At 56.8% G+C, this 15,758-nt stretch carries 16 protein-coding genes; 10 read left to right on the top strand and 6 right to left on the bottom strand.

Annotated elements, in window-relative coordinates; genetic code table 11:
• Positions 1 to 96 precede the first annotated feature (96 nt).
• Positions 97 to 2,157, top strand: a complete 2,061-nt coding sequence (glyS, locus tag NQ012_RS06995; protein ID WP_257066883.1) for a glycine--tRNA ligase subunit beta — start codon at positions 97 to 99, stop codon at positions 2,155 to 2,157.
• Between the two features lie 179 nt (positions 2,158 to 2,336).
• On the opposite strand, the gene NQ012_RS06990 is transcribed toward glyS, so the two are convergent.
• Both NQ012_RS06990 and ybeY read right to left on the bottom strand, forming a co-directional pair.
• Entirely contained in the window at positions 2,337 to 3,167 is an 831-nt protein-coding gene (locus NQ012_RS06990) for an HlyC/CorC family transporter (RefSeq protein WP_257066927.1), read from the bottom strand.
• A gap of 18 nt (positions 3,168 to 3,185) precedes the next feature.
• The gene (gene ybeY, locus NQ012_RS06985) at positions 3,186 to 3,689 is read right to left on the bottom strand and encodes an rRNA maturation RNase YbeY (protein ID WP_257066882.1); all 504 of its coding nucleotides are present in this window, start codon (positions 3,687 to 3,689) and stop codon (positions 3,186 to 3,188) included.
• 116 nt (positions 3,690 to 3,805) lie between these two features.
• On the opposite strand from ybeY, the gene NQ012_RS06980 reads away from it, so the two are divergent.
• From NQ012_RS06980 to NQ012_RS06970, 3 genes are all read left to right on the top strand, one after another.
• Complete coding sequence (locus tag NQ012_RS06980) at positions 3,806 to 4,138, top strand: hypothetical protein (protein ID WP_257066881.1); 333 nt, start codon at positions 3,806 to 3,808, stop codon at positions 4,136 to 4,138.
• Positions 4,139 to 4,177: 39 nt separating this feature from the next.
• On the top strand, positions 4,178 to 5,122 hold the full coding sequence (hemC, locus tag NQ012_RS06975; protein WP_257066880.1) for a hydroxymethylbilane synthase: 945 nt from the start codon (positions 4,178 to 4,180) through the stop codon (positions 5,120 to 5,122).
• Between the two features lie 277 nt (positions 5,123 to 5,399).
• A complete protein-coding gene (locus NQ012_RS06970; RefSeq protein ID WP_257066879.1) occupies positions 5,400 to 6,047 on the top strand; it encodes an HAD family hydrolase in 648 nt (215 codons plus the stop codon).
• Positions 6,048 to 6,382: 335 nt separating this feature from the next.
• Here the strand turns inward: NQ012_RS06970 and NQ012_RS06965 are convergent, their stop codons facing one another.
• Complete coding sequence (locus NQ012_RS06965; RefSeq protein ID WP_257066878.1) at positions 6,383 to 7,018, bottom strand: hypothetical protein; 636 nt, start codon at positions 7,016 to 7,018, stop codon at positions 6,383 to 6,385.
• A 116-nt stretch (positions 7,019 to 7,134) separates the two neighbouring features.
• On the opposite strand from NQ012_RS06965, the gene NQ012_RS06960 reads away from it, so the two are divergent.
• From NQ012_RS06960 to NQ012_RS06945, 4 genes are all read left to right on the top strand, one after another.
• Complete coding sequence (locus NQ012_RS06960; RefSeq protein ID WP_257066877.1) at positions 7,135 to 7,491, top strand: arsenate reductase; 357 nt, start codon at positions 7,135 to 7,137, stop codon at positions 7,489 to 7,491.
• A gap of 110 nt (positions 7,492 to 7,601) precedes the next feature.
• Positions 7,602 to 8,396 carry an enoyl-ACP reductase FabI gene (gene fabI, locus NQ012_RS06955; RefSeq protein WP_257066876.1) on the top strand — a complete coding sequence of 265 codons (795 nt, stop codon included), beginning with the start codon at positions 7,602 to 7,604 and terminating at the stop codon, positions 8,394 to 8,396.
• A 208-nt stretch (positions 8,397 to 8,604) separates the two neighbouring features.
• Complete coding sequence (locus NQ012_RS06950) at positions 8,605 to 9,711, top strand: class I SAM-dependent methyltransferase (RefSeq protein ID WP_257066875.1); 1,107 nt, start codon at positions 8,605 to 8,607, stop codon at positions 9,709 to 9,711.
• 116 nt (positions 9,712 to 9,827) lie between these two features.
• Positions 9,828 to 10,820, top strand: a complete 993-nt coding sequence (locus NQ012_RS06945; protein WP_257066874.1) for an ornithine carbamoyltransferase — start codon at positions 9,828 to 9,830, stop codon at positions 10,818 to 10,820.
• 242 nt (positions 10,821 to 11,062) lie between these two features.
• Here the strand turns inward: NQ012_RS06945 and NQ012_RS06940 are convergent, their stop codons facing one another.
• Complete coding sequence (locus NQ012_RS06940) at positions 11,063 to 12,316, bottom strand: acetate kinase (RefSeq protein ID WP_257066873.1); 1,254 nt, start codon at positions 12,314 to 12,316, stop codon at positions 11,063 to 11,065.
• A 167-nt stretch (positions 12,317 to 12,483) separates the two neighbouring features.
• Positions 12,484 to 12,846: a winged helix-turn-helix transcriptional regulator gene (locus tag NQ012_RS06935; RefSeq protein WP_257066872.1), complete on the bottom strand. Its 363-nt coding sequence runs from the start codon at positions 12,844 to 12,846 to the stop codon at positions 12,484 to 12,486.
• A 288-nt stretch (positions 12,847 to 13,134) separates the two neighbouring features.
• Between NQ012_RS06935 and NQ012_RS06930 the strand changes: the two genes are divergently transcribed.
• Positions 13,135 to 13,368, top strand: coding sequence for a DUF896 domain-containing protein (locus NQ012_RS06930; RefSeq protein ID WP_257066870.1), 234 nt, complete (start codon positions 13,135 to 13,137; stop codon positions 13,366 to 13,368).
• 52 nt (positions 13,369 to 13,420) lie between these two features.
• Complete coding sequence (locus NQ012_RS06925; protein ID WP_257066869.1) at positions 13,421 to 14,293, top strand: pirin family protein; 873 nt, start codon at positions 13,421 to 13,423, stop codon at positions 14,291 to 14,293.
• Positions 14,294 to 14,478: 185 nt separating this feature from the next.
• Here NQ012_RS06925 and NQ012_RS06920 read toward each other — a convergent pair whose 3' ends face one another.
• A complete protein-coding gene (locus NQ012_RS06920; protein WP_257066867.1) occupies positions 14,479 to 15,627 on the bottom strand; it encodes an FAD-dependent monooxygenase in 1,149 nt (382 codons plus the stop codon).
• Positions 15,628 to 15,758: the final 131 nt, after the last annotated feature.

Below are 15,758 nucleotides of genomic sequence, written 5' to 3'. Positions count from 1 at the left end.
TTGAATTTGGCGAATCTTTGAATCAATAGAGAATGTCAGATACAAGTATCCGGCCTACGGCTTAACCGAACAAGCACGAAAAGAAAGCTAAAAGCAATGACCCAAACCCTTTTAATCGAACTCTTAACCGAAGAGCTGCCTCCCAAGGCCCTGAATAATCTCGGCAACCATTTTGCCGCCGCCATTGCCGAAGGGCTGGAAAAAGTGCAGTTAACCGATGGCGAAACCGACTACACCGCCTATGCTTCGCCGCGCCGTTTGGCGGTGCAGGTAAAAAACGTGAAGCCCGTGCAGGCCGACCAGCAGGTGGTGAAAAAAGGCCCGTCAGTGGCAGGCGGCATGAAAGACGGCGCGCCCACCAAAGCCTTGGAAGGTTTCGCCCGCGGCGCCGGTGCCAAAATCGAAGATTTGAAAATCATCAACGACGGCAAGCAGGACGTGTTTGCCTATGAATACACCCAAACCGGCAAGCTTTTGGGCGAACTGCTGGAAGACATTCTCAATCAGGCGGTAAAAAAACTGCCGATTCCGAAAGTGATGCGCTGGGGCAGCAGCACCCACACCTTCGTGCGCCCGGTGCACGGCTTGGTGGCGCTGCACGGCAGCGAAGTGGTGCCTGTCAACGTATTGGGTTTGCAGAGCCGCAACTTCACCCTCGGCCACCGCTTTCTTTCAGACGGCCAAATTGTGTTGGCCAACGCCGACTCTTATGCCGGACAACTGAAAAACGAAGGCAAGGTAATCGCTTCGTTTGCCGAGCGCAAAGCCGCCATTCAGACGGCCTTAAACCAGCAGGCAGGCCGCTTGAACGCCACGGTGGCCGCCGACGAAGCCTTGCTCGACGAAGTTACCGCATTGGTGGAATGGCCGGTGGTGCTGGAAGCCGGTTTTGAAGAACACTTCCTCGACGTGCCGCAGGAATGCCTGATTCTCACCATGCAGCAAAACCAGAAATACTTCCCGCTGCTGGATGCTTCCGGCAAGCTCATCAACCGCTTCCTGCTGGTGTCCAATTTGCAGGCCGAAGACCCGTCGCACATTATCCGCGGCAACGAACGCGTGTTGCGCGCGCGGCTGGCAGACGCCGAGTTTTTCTACAAGCAAGACCAAAAAGCCACGCTCGAGAGCCGTTTGCCGAAATTGTCGCAAGTGGTGTACCACAACAAACTGGGCAATCAGGCCGAACGCATCGAACGGCTGGCCGCCATCAGCCGCCACATCGCCGCCGCCTTGGGCGCCGATGCCGACACCGCCGAGCGTGCCACCCGCTTATCCAAAGCCGATTTGGTAACCGAAATGGTGGGCGAATTCCCCGAGCTGCAAGGCACGATGGGCAAATACTACGCCCGCTTGGACGGCGAGAGCGAAGAAATCGCCAACGCCATCGAGCAGCATTATTGGCCGCGCTTTGCCGGCGACAAACTGCCCGAAGGCAAGATTGCCACCGCCGCCGCGCTGGCCGACAAACTGGAAACGCTGGTAGGCATTTGGGGCATCGGCCTGATTCCCACCGGCGACAAAGACCCCTACGCATTGCGCCGCTCCGCCTTGGGCATTCTGCGCATGCTGATGAACAGCGATTTGAGCATCAGCGACGTGCTGCAAGCCGCTTATGCCACTTTCCCCGCCGGCAAGCTGGCCGGCAATACGCTGGCCGAAGTGGCCGAATTTATGCAGGCACGGCTGGCGGTGCTGCTGCAAAACGACTACCCGCACGACGTGGTGGCTGCCGTGCTGGCCAAGCGCCCCGACCGCCTCAACGATCTGCCTGCCAAGCTGCAAGCGGTAGAAGCATTTAAAAAGCTGCCCGAAGCCGCCGCGCTGGCCGCCGCCAACAAACGCGTGCAAAACCTGCTGAAAAAAGCCGATGCCCAACTGGGCGCAGTCAACGAAAACCTGTTGCAGCAGGCCGAAGAGCAGGCGCTGTTTGCCGCTTCGCAAGCCTTGCAGCCGAAAATCAATGCCGCGCTGGCCGCGCAAGATTTTCAGACGGCCTTAACCGAGCTGGCCGCCATCAAGCCGCAGGTCGATGCCTTTTTCGACGGCGTGATGGTGATGGCCGACGACGCGGCCGTGAAACAAAACCGCCTGAATCTGCTCAACCAGTTGGCGGGGCAGATGAATGCGGTGGCAGATATCGCGCTGTTGGGTGATTAATGTGCTTTTAGCCAATTGACTTAAGAAAAACACATAGTTACGTCATGCTCGGGCTTGTCTCGAGTTTGACGGAAACCCCATATCTTTAACCTCAACGAAAGCCGTATATTAAAAAAGTTCGAGGCCGTCTGAAAATCATTTCAGACGGCCTCGAATGCTAAGCGGCAGTTTAACTTAAGCTATTCTTTCACCCGAATCGCCATCAGCGTATGCAGCCTGCGGTTGTCGGCGCGGGCGACGGTGAATTGCAGGGGGCCGATAATAACTTTTTCGCCGCGCACGGGCAGGTGGCCGATTTCCTGAATCACCAGCCCGCCGATGGTGTCGGCTTCTTCGTCGCTGTAGTCGGTGCCGAAATATTCGTTGATGTCTTCGATTTCGGTAACGGCGTTGATGCGGAAGCGTTCGGCGGAAACGGGGAAGATGTTGTCGGCGCTTTCGTCTTCGTCGAATTCGTCTTCGATGTCGCCGATAATCTGTTCGATGATGTCTTCAAACGTAACCAGGCCGGAGATGCCGCCGTATTCGTCCACCACCACCGCCATGTGGTTGCGCTGCTCGCGGAATTCTTTCAGCAGGGCGTTGAGCGGTTTGCTTTCGGGCACGAACACGGCGGGGCGCAAGATGCTTTGCAGGTTGAACTGTTCGGGGCTGAGGGCGTATTTGAGCAGGTCTTTGGCGTGCAGGATGCCCAGCACGTTGTCTTTGTCTTCGCCGATAACGGGAAAGCGCGAGTGGGCGGTTTCGATGATGTAGGCGATGATGCGCTCCATGCTCTCGCCGGCTTTGATAACATCCATCTGGCTGCGGGTAATCATGGCGTCGCGCACTTCGAGTTCGGCGAAATCCAGCATTTTTTCAAGGTGTTGCAGGGTTTCGCCGTCAAACACTTCCTGCTCGTGCGCTTGGCGCAGCAGGCTGACGACGTCTTCGGCGGAATCGGGGGCGTCGCCCGAAATGCGGGAGATGATGCGTTCAAAAAAAGAAGGTTTCGACTGGCTGTCGTCCATTTTGGTGTTCAATCCTAATCAAACATACGGGTTGGGGTATCCTAACTGATTCAGCAGGCGGGTTTCAAGTGTTTCCATGATTTCGGCTTCGGCCTCGTCGATGTGGTCGTAGCCCATCAGGTGCAGCGTGCCGTGCAGAGTGAGGTGGGCGAAATGCTGCTCGGGCGTTTTGCCTTGCTCGGCGGCTTCTTTGAGCACCACTTGCGGGCAGATAACCAAATCGCCGTAGAGGCCGTCTGAAAGCTGATCGGGAAAAATTTCGCCTTCGTTGAAGGCAAAACTCAATACATTGGTGGCATAGTCTTTGCCGCGGTAGTCGCGGTTGTAGGCGCGGGCGGCTTCTTCATCAAGCAGGATCAGGCTGATTTCGGCACGGCGGAAGCGGTGTTTCAGCGCATACCATATCCAGCGGTAGAAATCGCGTTCGGCGGGCAGGCCGTTTATGTTGCTTTGGTTGCTGAAATGCAGCGCAAAGCGCTGCCGCTGCAATTTGAGAAAAGGGTATTTTTTGGCGCGTTTCATGATTAAGGCCGGTGTTTTTTCAGACGGCAATATAGCATAAGGCCGTCTGAAAGCTAAGAAACTTTATCGGGTGCGTGTTACCATTGCGGCACACCCGATTTCGGAGCGGCAGATTGATGGAAAAGATTTTGTTGGCAGGCTGCATCCTGCTTGCGGGCGCTTGTTTCCACAAAGCGCAGGCCGACGCGGAGCAGATGAAGGGCAGCGTGCATTTTTCGTTTGAGCGGGCCGAGTTCGTTTATCAAAACCAGGCTTATTATCTGACCGGCAACAGCCGTTTGCTCGCCGACGAGGCCGCGCGGGTACGCGCCGGGCAAAACGCGTATAACGTTACCCTGAACGATGTGTGCATCAACGGCCGCATCCTTACCAAAGCCCAAAACAACGGTAACGGTTTCGGGCCGCTGGGGCGCTACAATCAGGCGGTGGCGGTAGAAAGTTTGTGTTAGACTTATGCGCCCCGTTTCACCCGTTTTTCAAAGCAAAACATGACTCCGAAAAAACTCATTATCGCCAGCCGCGAAAGCGCGCTGGCCATGTGGCAGGCCGAGCATATCCAAGGCCGTCTGAAACAGCTTTACCCTGATTGCGAAGTGGAAATCCTCGGCATGACCACACGCGGCGACCAGATTCTCGATAAAACCCTGTCGAAAATCGGCGGCAAAGGGCTGTTTATCAAAGAGTTGGAACAGGCCCTGCAAGACGGCCGCGCCGATTTGGCCGTGCATTCGATTAAAGACGTGCCGATGGAGCTGCCGCCCGGCTTTGCACTGGCGGCCATCGGCGAGCGCGCCAATCCGTTTGATGCGTTTGTTTCCAACCGCTTCGAGCGTTTGGAAGACCTGCCCGCCGGCGCGGTGGTCGGCACATCAAGCCTGCGCCGCGAAGCGCAGCTGCGCGCCCGTTTTCCGCATTTAACCGTCAAACCCCTGCGCGGCAACGTACAAACCCGTTTGGCCAAGCTGGATAACGGCGAATACGATGCCATTATCCTTGCCGCCGCCGGTTTGCAGCGCTTGGGTTTAAACGAACGCATCTGCCTGATTCTGCCGCCTTCCGAAAGCCTGCCCGCCGCAGGGCAGGGCGCATTGGGCATAGAAATCGCCGCCCACCGCTACGATTTGCTCGAAGTGCTCAACCCGCTCAACCACCCCGTTACCAACGCCTGCGTTACCGCCGAGCGCGCGCTCGCCCGCGCGTTGGACGGCAGCTGCCAAGTGCCGCTGGCCGCCTATTGCACCGAAGAGAACGGCCTGCTGACCCTGCGCGCGCTGGTCGGCCATCCCGACGGCTCGGTGGTGTTGCAGGCCGAAGCCGAGGCCCCGCTGGCCTATGCCGACGCGCTCGGCCGCGCCGTCGCCAAAAAACTGGCCGACGATGGCGCCGTGGCGCTGATTCGGGCGATTTTGAACGAACAGGATATGCCTGAATAAACTAGGGAGTGTAGTCAGAAGGCGTTGCGGCGGTATTTTTGGTTAAAATCCGCATCTGCGGCGTTAGGTAGCGTAGCGGACTTGCGAAGCTAAAATGCTCGCAAGATGTTCAATCTTGCTGCGCTTTTTGCCTTGCATCTGCGGATTTTTCCTCAAAAAACCGCTCCACAAGCCTTCTGACTACACGCCCTAGGCCGTCTGAAATATTTCAGACGGCCTTAAGTATTTTTGTAAAGGTCTCGGCCTGCCGCTTACATTCATAAAGGAATCATTCATCATGACCGAAGCCGTATTATTCGATTTGGACGGCACACTTGCCGACACCGCGCTCGATTTGGGCGGTGCGCTCAACACCCTGCTGCGCCGCCGCGGCCTGCCCGAAAAAAGCATGGCCGAAATCCGCCCCGTTGCCAGCCACGGCGCCAGCGGCCTGATTTTAATGGGCGCAGGTATCGGCAAAACCCACCCCGAGCACGGCGTATGGCGGCAGGAATACCTGGCCGAATACGAACGCTGTTTCGATAAAGAAACCGTTTTGTTTAACGGAATCAACGAGTTGATAGCCGGATTAAACGGGCGCAATATCCGCTGGGGCATCATTACCAACAAGCCGCACACCTTCACCCACCGCCTGGTGCCCAAACTCGGCTTTACCGTGCCGCCCGCCGTGGTGGTAAGCGGCGACACCTGCGCCGAAGCCAAACCCAGCACCCTGCCCATGTTTTATGCCTGCGAACAAATCGGCGTGAAGCCCGGCAACTGCATTTATGTGGGCGATGCCGAACGCGATATGCAGGCGGGCAGAAACGCCGGCATGAAAACCGTGCTCGCCAACTGGGGCTACATCGCGGCCGACGACAACACCGCCCAATGGCCGTATGATGTGGCGATTGATAAACCTTTGGATTTGCTGGCACATATTTAGCAGGCCGGATATTTTGCAAAGGCGGGCGTTTTTCGGAAAATGTGTTTTTTATAAAGCAGACAGATTGATATAACGGATAAAGGCCAAGAACTTGGCAAAAATACCTTAAGGCCGTCTGAAATATCCAACCATCGTCAAGCCCGGGCATGACGCAGAGGCTTTAAATATCGACTGATTTTGCAAAGTCCTCAAGCCGGAATTTCGGCAGAATTAAAAAACGAAAATTTCAGGCCGTCTGAAACATTTCCTGCCCGGTGCAGGGTTTTCAGACGGCCTTTATCAATACGCGCACTTGCTTATAGTCAAAATCTGCCAAGCAGCGAATTGGCGGGCACTCAGCGCAGTTCGCGGATATCGCGCCAGCCGTCGTTGGTTTTCACCATCGTTGCCACCAGCGTGCGCGTGGCATCGGGGTGTTTCCAGTTACTGCCGCCTTCGCGCATAAACTGCTCGGCCCATTTGGCGGTTTCCAGCCTCGCTTCGTAAGACACTTTCGACACGGTTACCCCGTCGGCGGGCGTAGGCTCGGTGAACCAGTTGATTTTTTCCACTTTCAGCGAGCCGATGCAGAAGCGCGCACCGTCGGGGCCGGGGCGGGCCTGTGCCTTGCCTTTGTCGGTTAACTCGTAAACCTGCACCTTGATTTCACGGCCGTTTTCGGGCGAGGGCACGGTTTCGGCGCGCGCCTGTTTGTAGAAGCCTTCTTTATCGAGCAGGCGCATTTGTTTGAGGGCGGATTCGTTGATTTTCCGACCTTCCGAATCGCGCTCGGCGATTTTCACCAGCGGCTCGCCCACCACGGCCGCACCCGTTAACAAGCCGTTTTCCACATCCAAAACCAAAGGCATACACACGCCTTGCGCGGCCGAATATTGGTTGATGGCTTTTTCAAAAGTTGCTTTGTCGGGCTGCGATCCCGAGCAGGCGACCAGCAGCAGGGCGGCGGAAGCGGCAAAAGCGGTTTTATACATAGTTTGGCTCCATATCGATAATGCGGTTAAAAAAAGCATAGCTCTTTTTTTGCCGCATGACAAACCTCCGCAGCGGTTTTACAATCAGGCCGTCTGAACGTATGGAAGGAAAAACAATGACTGTGGTTTACGGTATTCCCAACTGCGACACCGTGAAAAAAGCCCGCGCGTGGCTGGCCGAAAACGGTGTGGATTACGAATTTTCCGACTTCAAAAAAACGCCGCCCGACGAAGCGCTGATTGAAAGCTGGCTGCAACACATTCCGCTCGAAACCCTGCTGAACAAGCGCGGCACCACTTGGCGAAAACTCAGCGGCGCCGAGCAGGCCGAAGCAGATACGCAGGCGGGCGCGGTGAAGCTGATGGCGGCCCACCCCAGCCTGATCAAAAGGCCGGTTTTGTGCCGCAACAGCCGCTGCTATGCAGGGTTTCAGGCGGCTGAATACGGGCAAGTGTTCGGCAAGCCGGCCTGAAAAACGGCCTCATCCGCCCAAAACATTTGTTTTCTATGCCGAAAGCGCGTGTTTTGATATAATGCGCCGTTTTAAGCAAACCGCAAAACCTCTACTTAAGGATAATCAACATGGGCTTTTTGCAAGGTAAAAAAATCCTCATCACCGGCATGATTTCCGAGCGTTCCATCGCTTACGGCATTGCCAAAGCCTGCCGCGAACAAGGCGCGGATTTGGCGTTTACTTATGTTGTCGACAAACTGGAAGAGCGCGTGCGCAAAATGGCCGCCGAGCTGGGTTCGGAGCTGGTGTTCCGCTGCGACGTGCAGAGCGACGAAGAAATCGCACAAACTTTTGCCGACTTGGGCAAAGCGTGGGACGGCCTCGACGGTTTGGTGCATTCCATCGGTTTCGCCCCGCGCGAAGCGCTCGACGGCGACTTTTTAGACAGCATCAGCCGCGAAGCCTTTAAAATCGCCCACGAAGTTTCCGCCTACAGCCTGCCCGCGCTGGCCAAAGCCGCCCGCCCGATGATGCAGGGCCGCAACGGCTCGATTGTCGCACTCACCTACCTGGGCGCGGTGCGTGCGATTCCGCACTACAATGTGATGGGCATGGCCAAAGCCAGCCTCGAAGCCGGCATCCGCTTCACCGCCGCCTGCTTGGGCAAAGAAGGTATCCGCTGCAACGGCATTTCCGCCGGCCCGATCAAAACGCTGGCCGCTTCGGGCATTGCCGATTTCAGCAAACTGCTCAACCATGTGGCTTCGCACAACCCGCTCGGCCGCAACGTAACCATCGAAGAAGTGGGTAACACCGCCGCTTTCCTGCTGTCCGACCTGTCTTCAGGCATTACCGGCGAAATCACTTATGTTGACGGCGGTTACAGCATCAACGCGTTGAACGATCCCGAAGAAAAGGCTTAATCCGGCGCTTGTTTCAAGCATCAACAAAGGCCGTCTGAAAACCGCGGTAGTGTACTTCTACATTGCTGCCGTATTTTCAGACGGCCTTTATTGTCTGGTTAGGCAAAGGTACAAGAGCGCTTGAAATTCAAATATCCATTAAGCCAAACACCGCCGGTCAAATATAGTAAACTCCACTTCTTTAATTTTGCGTTCACGCCAAACCGCCATGCCTGTTTTGATTCCCACCAACCGCGAAACCTCCGCCGAATGGCGCAACGAAAGCACGCAAAAGCCGCCGCAGCAGGCGGTTTATCTGCACGAATGTGGCGCCGATGCGGTTTTGAAGCAGGCGTATGCGCACACCGCCACGGTGTGGACGGGTGATTTTCACAACGCCAAGCAGGTGTTGGCGGCAATGAAAAAACGCGTGCGCAAACCCGTTGCCCGGCAGGCGGATGTTCAGACGGCCTTTCATAACCACCGTATGCGGCAGGCGCAAACCAGCCGCGTGCTGAATATGCTGGCGGTGGAAATCGGTGCGGGTTTTGCCCTCGATCTGCCGCGTGCGCCGGATGTGCGCGGTGTGCTGGCCGATGTGTACGGCGAACCGAACAGCAAGCCTTTCCTGCTGCCGCTCAATCAGTTGCTGGGCTTTATCGGCGCGCACGAATGGCACAAAAAAGGCGTGTTCGTGCCGGAGCTGAATGCCGCCGTTCATGTGCCGTTCGGCGTGTTTTCGCCTTTGCGCGGCGAATACCTCGGCCTGATTGCCCGTGCGCCGCTGCCCGAACCTTGCGAAAGCGCGTTCGACATCGGCACGGGTTCTGGCGTAATCGCCGCTCTGCTGGCGGCGCGCGGCATTCCCCATATCACCGCCACCGACACCAACCCGCGTGCCATCGCTTGCGCCCGCGCCAATATCGGGCGTTTGGGGTATGGCGGGCGCGTGCAGATTGAAGAAACCGATCTGTTCCCGCAGGGGCGCGCCGATTTAATCGTCTGCAATCCGCCGTGGCTGCCCGCCAAACCCACTTCAGCCGTCGAAGCCGCGCTTTATGATCCCGGCCATGCCATGCTGCAAGGCTTTTTAAACGGCGTGCGCGAACGGTTGAACCCCAACGGCGAAGCCTGGCTGGTGATGTCGGATTTGGCCGAACACCTGCACCTGCGCCAAGCCGATTTTCTGCAACAATGCTTTCAGACGGCCTCGCTGGCTGTGGCAGATGTTCTGCAAACGGTGCCCGCACACCGCAAGGCCGCCGATGCCGACGACCCGCTGGCTTTCGCGCGCAGTAGGGAAACCACCAGCCTTTACCGTTTGAAAGCAGTTTAATTTCCGTCAAAAACCGTTGCGCAACGGTTTGTGATAACAGCCGAAATCCATTACTATCCGAAACAAACCGTTGCCGTTCAGAAGGCCGTCTGAAACCCACCAAGAAAGCAACCGCTATGAACCTCAAAAACCGCCATTTTCTGAAGTTGTTGGACTACACCCCCGAAGAAATCGAATATCTGCTCGACCTTGCCGCCGAGTTGAAGGCCGCCAAAAAAAGCGGCCGCGAAGAGCGCAGGCTGAGGGGCAGGAATATCGCGCTGATTTTTGAGAAAACCTCCACCCGCACCCGCTGCGCGTTTGAAGTGGCCGCCTACGACCAGGGCGCAAACGTAACCTATCTCGAACCGGGCGGCAGCCAAATCGGCCACAAAGAAAGCATCAAAGACACCGCCCGCGTGCTGGGGCGCATGTATGACGCCATCGAATACCGCGGCTTCGGCCAGGAAATCGTGGAAGAGCTGGCCAAATATGCCGGCGTGCCCGTGTATAACGGCCTCACCAACGAATTTCACCCCACTCAGATTTTGGCCGATATGCTCACTATGCGCGAACATTGCCGCAAACCCCTGCGCCAAATCGCCTATGCTTATGTGGGCGACGCGCGCTACAACATGGGCAATTCGCTGCTTTTGGGCGGCGCCATTCTCGGCATGGACGTGCGTATCGGTGCGCCCCGCCATTTGTGGCCGTCTGAAGAACTAGTCGCCAAAGCCCGCGAAACCGCCGAAAAAAGCGGCGCGCGCCTGCTGTTAACCGAAAACCCGCAGGAAGCGGTTAACGGCGTCGACTATATCCACACCGATGTGTGGGTGTCGATGGGCGAGCCGGAAAGCGTGTGGAAAGAGCGCATCGAATTGTTGGCGCCTTATCAGGTGAACGCCGCGCTGATGGCGGCGGCAGGGAACCCTGAAGTGAAATTCATGCACTGTCTGCCCGCATTCCACAACAGCGAAACCAAAATCGGCGGTTGGATCAACCAAACCTTCGGCATGGACGGCGTGGAAGTAACCGAAGAAGTGTTTGAAGGCCCGGCATCGGTGGTGTTCGACCAGGCCGAAAACCGTATGCACACCATTAAAGCCGTGTTGGTGGCTACGCTGGCGTAGTAGGGAATGTAATCCGTTATAGCCTTAATAAAAGTACATATGTCATACCCGGGCTTGACCCGGGTATCTGTTATTTCTTTTGAAACAAAAAGATGCTCGGGTCAAGCCCGAGCATGACACAGGGGTTTTAAGATACCGAAACGAATTGCACAAAGGTATCAGGCCGTCTGAAAAGATTTTTTCAGACGGCCTGATATTTTTACAAAATCTGTTTTTACGGCTCGAACGGTAAACCGCCCGTTCTATAAACCCGCCAGCCGGCCGGTGTCCATCGCAATCATGCGCTCTTCATTGGTGGGCACAACCAGCACCGCGGGGGTTTTGCCGGCTTCGCTGATGATGCCTGCGGCACCGAAGCGGGTGGCGTCGTTGGCTTTTTCATCGATGGTCAAGCCCAAAAAGCCCAAGTAGCCCACGGTTTTGCTGCGCACCACGTTGGAGTTTTCGCCGATGCCGCCGGTGAACACGAGGGCATCGATGCCGCCGGTGGCCACGGCCATGGAGGCGATGTATTTTGCCAAACGGTAGGTCATCACTTCCAGCGCGAGTTTGGCGCCGGCATGGCCTTCGTCGGCGGCTTCCTGAATGGTGCGGCAGTCGTTGGAAAGCTCTGAAATGCCGAGCAGGCCGGATTTTTTGTTTAAGAGGTCGGTTACGGCTTTCACGTCCATGCCGGCGTTTTCAGCGAGAAACGAACAGGTGCTGGGGTCGATGTCGCCGCTGCGCGTGCCCATCACCAAGCCTTCCAGCGGGGTAACGCCCATACTGGTGTCTTTCGATTCGCCGTTTTTCACGGCGCAAACCGAGGCACCGTTGCCCAAGTGGGCAATCACCAGGGCGCAGTCTTCCACGTTTTTGCCGAGAATCTGTGCGGCGGCGGGAGCGACGTAGCGGAAGCTGGTGCCGTGGAAACCGTAGCGGCGGAAGCCGTATTTGCGGTAAAGCTCGCGCGGCACGGCGTAGGTGTAGGCGTGCTCGGGCATGGTTTGGTGGAAGGCGGTGTCGAACACGCCCACGTTGGTGAGTTCGGGGAAGATGCTTTGTGCGGCGCGGATGCCGGTGAGGTTGGCGGGGTTGTGCAGCGGGGCGAGCGGGATACATTCTTCGAGGGTGGCGATAACGTCGTCGGTAATCACCACCGAGCCGCTGTATTTTTCGCCGCCGTGCACCACGCGGTGGCCGATGGCTTTCACCAGGTTTTGCAGGTCGTGGGTTTTGAGTTCGACCAGCAGGGCCTGCACGGCGCCGGTGTGGTCGTGGTTGCCCGAAAGGCTTACTTCGTGTTTGTCGCCGTCGGCGCGGCCGTTAAACCATGAAGCGCGGTCGGCAGGTTTGACGTTGGGGTGCTCGAAATATTTGAAGGTGATGTAGGCATCGGGCGTGGTCAGTTTTTCGGCCAGGCAGCTTAAAATCACTTCGCCGCTGTGGTTGTCGATTAACGCGCCTTTCAATGAAGAGCTGCCGCAGTTTAAGACCAGAATCAGCTTGTCGGACATGGTTTCTCCTTTGGTATGTTATTGTGGTGTGCCGGCTGCGCGCTATGGCCGCATCTGGCGGCGCATCCGCAGCAAAAAAGCCTGCCGAATTTATTGTAAGATGCTGTTTTTTGTAAAATTATTTATTTTAATGGCTTTCATCAGAAAAGCTGATGGCCAAGCCGTTTTCAGACGGCATGGTCGGTTGTTTTTTGATGTTTCACGCATTCGGCGGCATATTCCTGCCCCCAGCGGTGCATGGCTTCGATAACGGGCATCAGCGTGAGGCCGAATTCGGTGAGCGAATATTCCACCTTCGGCGGCACTTGCGGATACACTTCGCGGTGCACGATGCCGTCGTTTTCGAGTTCGCGCAGTTGCAGCGTGAGCATACGCTGGGTTATGGCGGGCATCAGCCGCTGCAATTCGTTGAAGCGGCGGGTTTGGGTGTTTAAATGGTATAAAATCAAAACTTTCCATTTTCCGCCGATAATGTCTAGCGTGGCCACCACGGGGCAGCAGGTTTCGTATTCTCGGGTAGGCTGTTGCATATCGTGTCCTTTTTGTTCTTGGGTTTAACAGTATACAAAATGTGCGTACTTGTATAAATATTTGTACTGCGTATAATACGCCTAACGAAACAAAAAGCCTATAGCAAAAAAACTTTATTTCCGGCACTTCGTTGCTGCGCCTTGTCGTACTAATTGTACTGTCTGCGGCTTGCTGCCTCGTTCCGAAAATAAGTTTTTTCTGCTAATAAAAATTTGCAGGCATGAATGATAAACAAAAGGCCGTCTGAAACGGTTTCAGACGGCCAAACCAAACGAAAGGAGCGCATCATGCGTATCGCAGAATTAGACCGCATCAACGAACTGGCCCGCAAAGCCAAAACCGCCGGCTTAACCGAAGCGGAGCTGGCCGAACGCGCGGTTTTGCGCCAAGCCTATATCGGCAAAGTGTGCGGCCAGCTCACCAATATGCTGTCTACACTAACCGTTATCGACACCGAAGGCAACGACGTTACCCCCGCCAAGCTGCGCGAAGCACAGGCCGCCGGCATGCAGGTTCGGTAACCGCCTCCCGAATAATGAATTATTGATTATTACAATATCGAAAGGAAACCAAATGCGTAACGTTAAACAAATCTACCGTGCCAACAGCCAACACTGGGTGGGCGACGGCTTTCTGGTGCAGCCCCTGTTTTCCCACATGGGCGAAGACCGCGGCACCGACCCGTTTCTGATGCTCGACTACGCCGCCCCGCGCGTGTTCGAGCCGGACAGGATTTCCAGCCCGCGCGGTGTCGGCCAGCACCCGCACAAAGGCTTTGAAACCGTAACCATCGCCTATCAGGGCGAGGTGGCGCACCGCGATTCCAGCGGCGGCGGCGGTGTGATCAAAGAAGGCGACGTGCAATGGATGACCGCCGGTGCAGGCATCATTCACGAAGAGTTCCATTCCGAAGCATTCAGCAAAAACGGCGGTATGTTTGAAATGGTGCAATTGTGGGTGAACCTGCCCGCCAAAGATAAAAACACCCCGGCCCGCTACCAGCATCTGGCCAAAGAAAATATCCCCGTGGTGGCGCTGCCCGACAACGCCGGCCACCTGCGCCTGATTGCCGGCGATTACGAAGGCGTGAAAGGTGCGGCCGAAACGTTCACTGAAATGAACGTGTGGGATGTGGTGGTGAACGCCGGTAAAGAAGCCGTTATCAGCGTGCCTGCAAACCACAGCCTTTCGCTGGTGGTGCTGCGGGGCAACGTAACCCTCAACGGCAAAGACCAAGCGGGTGCGGGCCAGTTGGTCGGCTTTGAAAACGGTGGCGGCGAAGTGCGCATTGCCGCAGGCAGCGAAGAAGTGAAAATCCTGCTGCTCTCCGGCGTGCCGATTGCCGAGCCGGTGGTGGGTTACGGCCCGTTTGTGATGAACACCGCCGAAGAAATCCGCGAAGCCATCAACGATTTCAACAGCGGCAGGTTCGGCAGCATTCATTAATATTGAATAATCAAGGCCGTCTGAAAACGAATTTTGTGTTTTCAGACGGCCTTTTTGTATCAACCGAGATTTTTTAAGCCACTAAATTTCAACAGCTTAAAAAATCTGCGTCATACTCGGGACAAGCCCGAGTATGACGGAACAGGTTTGGCAGTCGGTGTTGAATTTCGCAAAGGTTTCCGGCCTTACAAACCCATCGCGTGTTTGATTAAGCGGTGTTTCAGCAGCGGCGCGGCGTTAACCAGATTCAGCCCCGCATTGCGCAGCCAGGGCAGGGCGGGCAGGGTTTGCGTGCCGAACAGGCGGAACAGGCCGTCGCAGCCGAGCTGCATGGTGCGTACCGGCTCCAAACGGTTTTGCGCATAACGTTTCAGCAGCTGGTGCGCGCCTGCGTCGGGCGCGTGGCGGCTGATGCGCGCAAACTCAATCACGTCGCCGAAGCCCAAGTTCACGCCTTGCCCGGCCAGCGGGTGGATGGTGTGGGCGGCGTCGCCGATCAGCATCACGCGCTGCGCCACGGTGGTTTCGGGGCGGCGCAGCACCAAGTCGAAGGCAAACGCGGGCGAGAGCGGCGAGAGTGTGCCGAGCACGCCGCCGCCTTTTTCGGTAACGGCGGCGGCCAAATCTTCGGGAGCGAGCGCGGTTAACCGTTCGGGTTCGCCGGTGCTCCAAACGATGGAGATTTTGCGGCCGGGCAGGGGCAGGTAGGCCAGCACGTCGCCGCCTGCAAACCATTGGAAGGCCGTGCCGCCGTGGTCGAGTTCGGTGTGAAAGTTCGCCACCACGCCGTGTTGGGCGTAAGGCGTTTCCTTAACCGCGATGCCGGCTTGCGTGCGCACCCACGAACCGGCGCCGTCGGCACCGATAACCAATTTGGCCGTGAGCACCGCGCCGCTTTGCAGCGTGAGCGAGGCCGTCTGAATATCGGTGGCGAGCGAAGCGGCGGCTTCGGTAATCACGGGGATGCCCAGTGTGCGTATCTGCCGCCACAACGCCGCCAGCAGCCAGCGGTTTTCGATAATCGACGTGAGGCGCGGCACGTCGGCATCGGCGGCGTTAAATTCGATGCGGCCGCCGTTGTCGCCGCGTACGTCCATACGCCGCACCGCCTGCACGCGGCTTTCAGACGGCCACGCATCCAGCGATTGCAAAAAAGCCTGGTTGGCGGGGCTGACGGCATAAATACGCGCGTCCCAGCCGTTTTCGAGAAAGGCGGAGTCGGTTGCGGGCGGGCGGATTTCAACCAGCGCCACATTGCGCCCCTGCCGTTTGAGGGCAACGGCGGCGGCGGCGCCGACCAAACCGCCGCCGATAATCAGAATTTCGTAGTCCATTTGAAGATGGGTGCAGATGGTGAAGTTGCCTGATTATACCCGTTTCAGACGGCCTGTCGGGTTTGCCGTAAACATCGGCGGGCGATGCCGGCGAAATAGACAACCCCCGAGCCTGCCAGTAAAATTGAGGC

Source organism: Neisseria dentiae, from assembly GCF_024580525.1.
Lineage (GTDB): Bacteria > Pseudomonadota > Gammaproteobacteria > Burkholderiales > Neisseriaceae > Neisseria > Neisseria dentiae_A.
This window is presented reverse-complemented; position numbering and strand designations above follow the sequence as displayed.

Coding starts and splice junctions, on each gene's coding strand:
- glyS (WP_257066883.1), top strand. CDS start 97: ATGACCCAAACCCTTTTAATCGAACTCTTAACCGAAGAGCTGCCTCCC.
- NQ012_RS06990 (WP_257066927.1), bottom strand. CDS start 3,167: ATGGACGACAGCCAGTCGAAACCTTCTTTTTTTGAACGCATCATCTCC.
- ybeY (WP_257066882.1), bottom strand. CDS start 3,689: ATGAAACGCGCCAAAAAATACCCTTTTCTCAAATTGCAGCGGCAGCGC.
- NQ012_RS06980 (WP_257066881.1), top strand. CDS start 3,806: ATGGAAAAGATTTTGTTGGCAGGCTGCATCCTGCTTGCGGGCGCTTGT.
- hemC (WP_257066880.1), top strand. CDS start 4,178: ATGACTCCGAAAAAACTCATTATCGCCAGCCGCGAAAGCGCGCTGGCC.
- NQ012_RS06970 (WP_257066879.1), top strand. CDS start 5,400: ATGACCGAAGCCGTATTATTCGATTTGGACGGCACACTTGCCGACACC.
- NQ012_RS06965 (WP_257066878.1), bottom strand. CDS start 7,018: ATGTATAAAACCGCTTTTGCCGCTTCCGCCGCCCTGCTGCTGGTCGCC.
- NQ012_RS06960 (WP_257066877.1), top strand. CDS start 7,135: ATGACTGTGGTTTACGGTATTCCCAACTGCGACACCGTGAAAAAAGCC.
- fabI (WP_257066876.1), top strand. CDS start 7,602: ATGGGCTTTTTGCAAGGTAAAAAAATCCTCATCACCGGCATGATTTCC.
- NQ012_RS06950 (WP_257066875.1), top strand. CDS start 8,605: ATGCCTGTTTTGATTCCCACCAACCGCGAAACCTCCGCCGAATGGCGC.
- NQ012_RS06945 (WP_257066874.1), top strand. CDS start 9,828: ATGAACCTCAAAAACCGCCATTTTCTGAAGTTGTTGGACTACACCCCC.
- NQ012_RS06940 (WP_257066873.1), bottom strand. CDS start 12,316: ATGTCCGACAAGCTGATTCTGGTCTTAAACTGCGGCAGCTCTTCATTG.
- NQ012_RS06935 (WP_257066872.1), bottom strand. CDS start 12,846: ATGCAACAGCCTACCCGAGAATACGAAACCTGCTGCCCCGTGGTGGCC.
- NQ012_RS06930 (WP_257066870.1), top strand. CDS start 13,135: ATGCGTATCGCAGAATTAGACCGCATCAACGAACTGGCCCGCAAAGCC.
- NQ012_RS06925 (WP_257066869.1), top strand. CDS start 13,421: ATGCGTAACGTTAAACAAATCTACCGTGCCAACAGCCAACACTGGGTG.
- NQ012_RS06920 (WP_257066867.1), bottom strand. CDS start 15,627: ATGGACTACGAAATTCTGATTATCGGCGGCGGTTTGGTCGGCGCCGCC.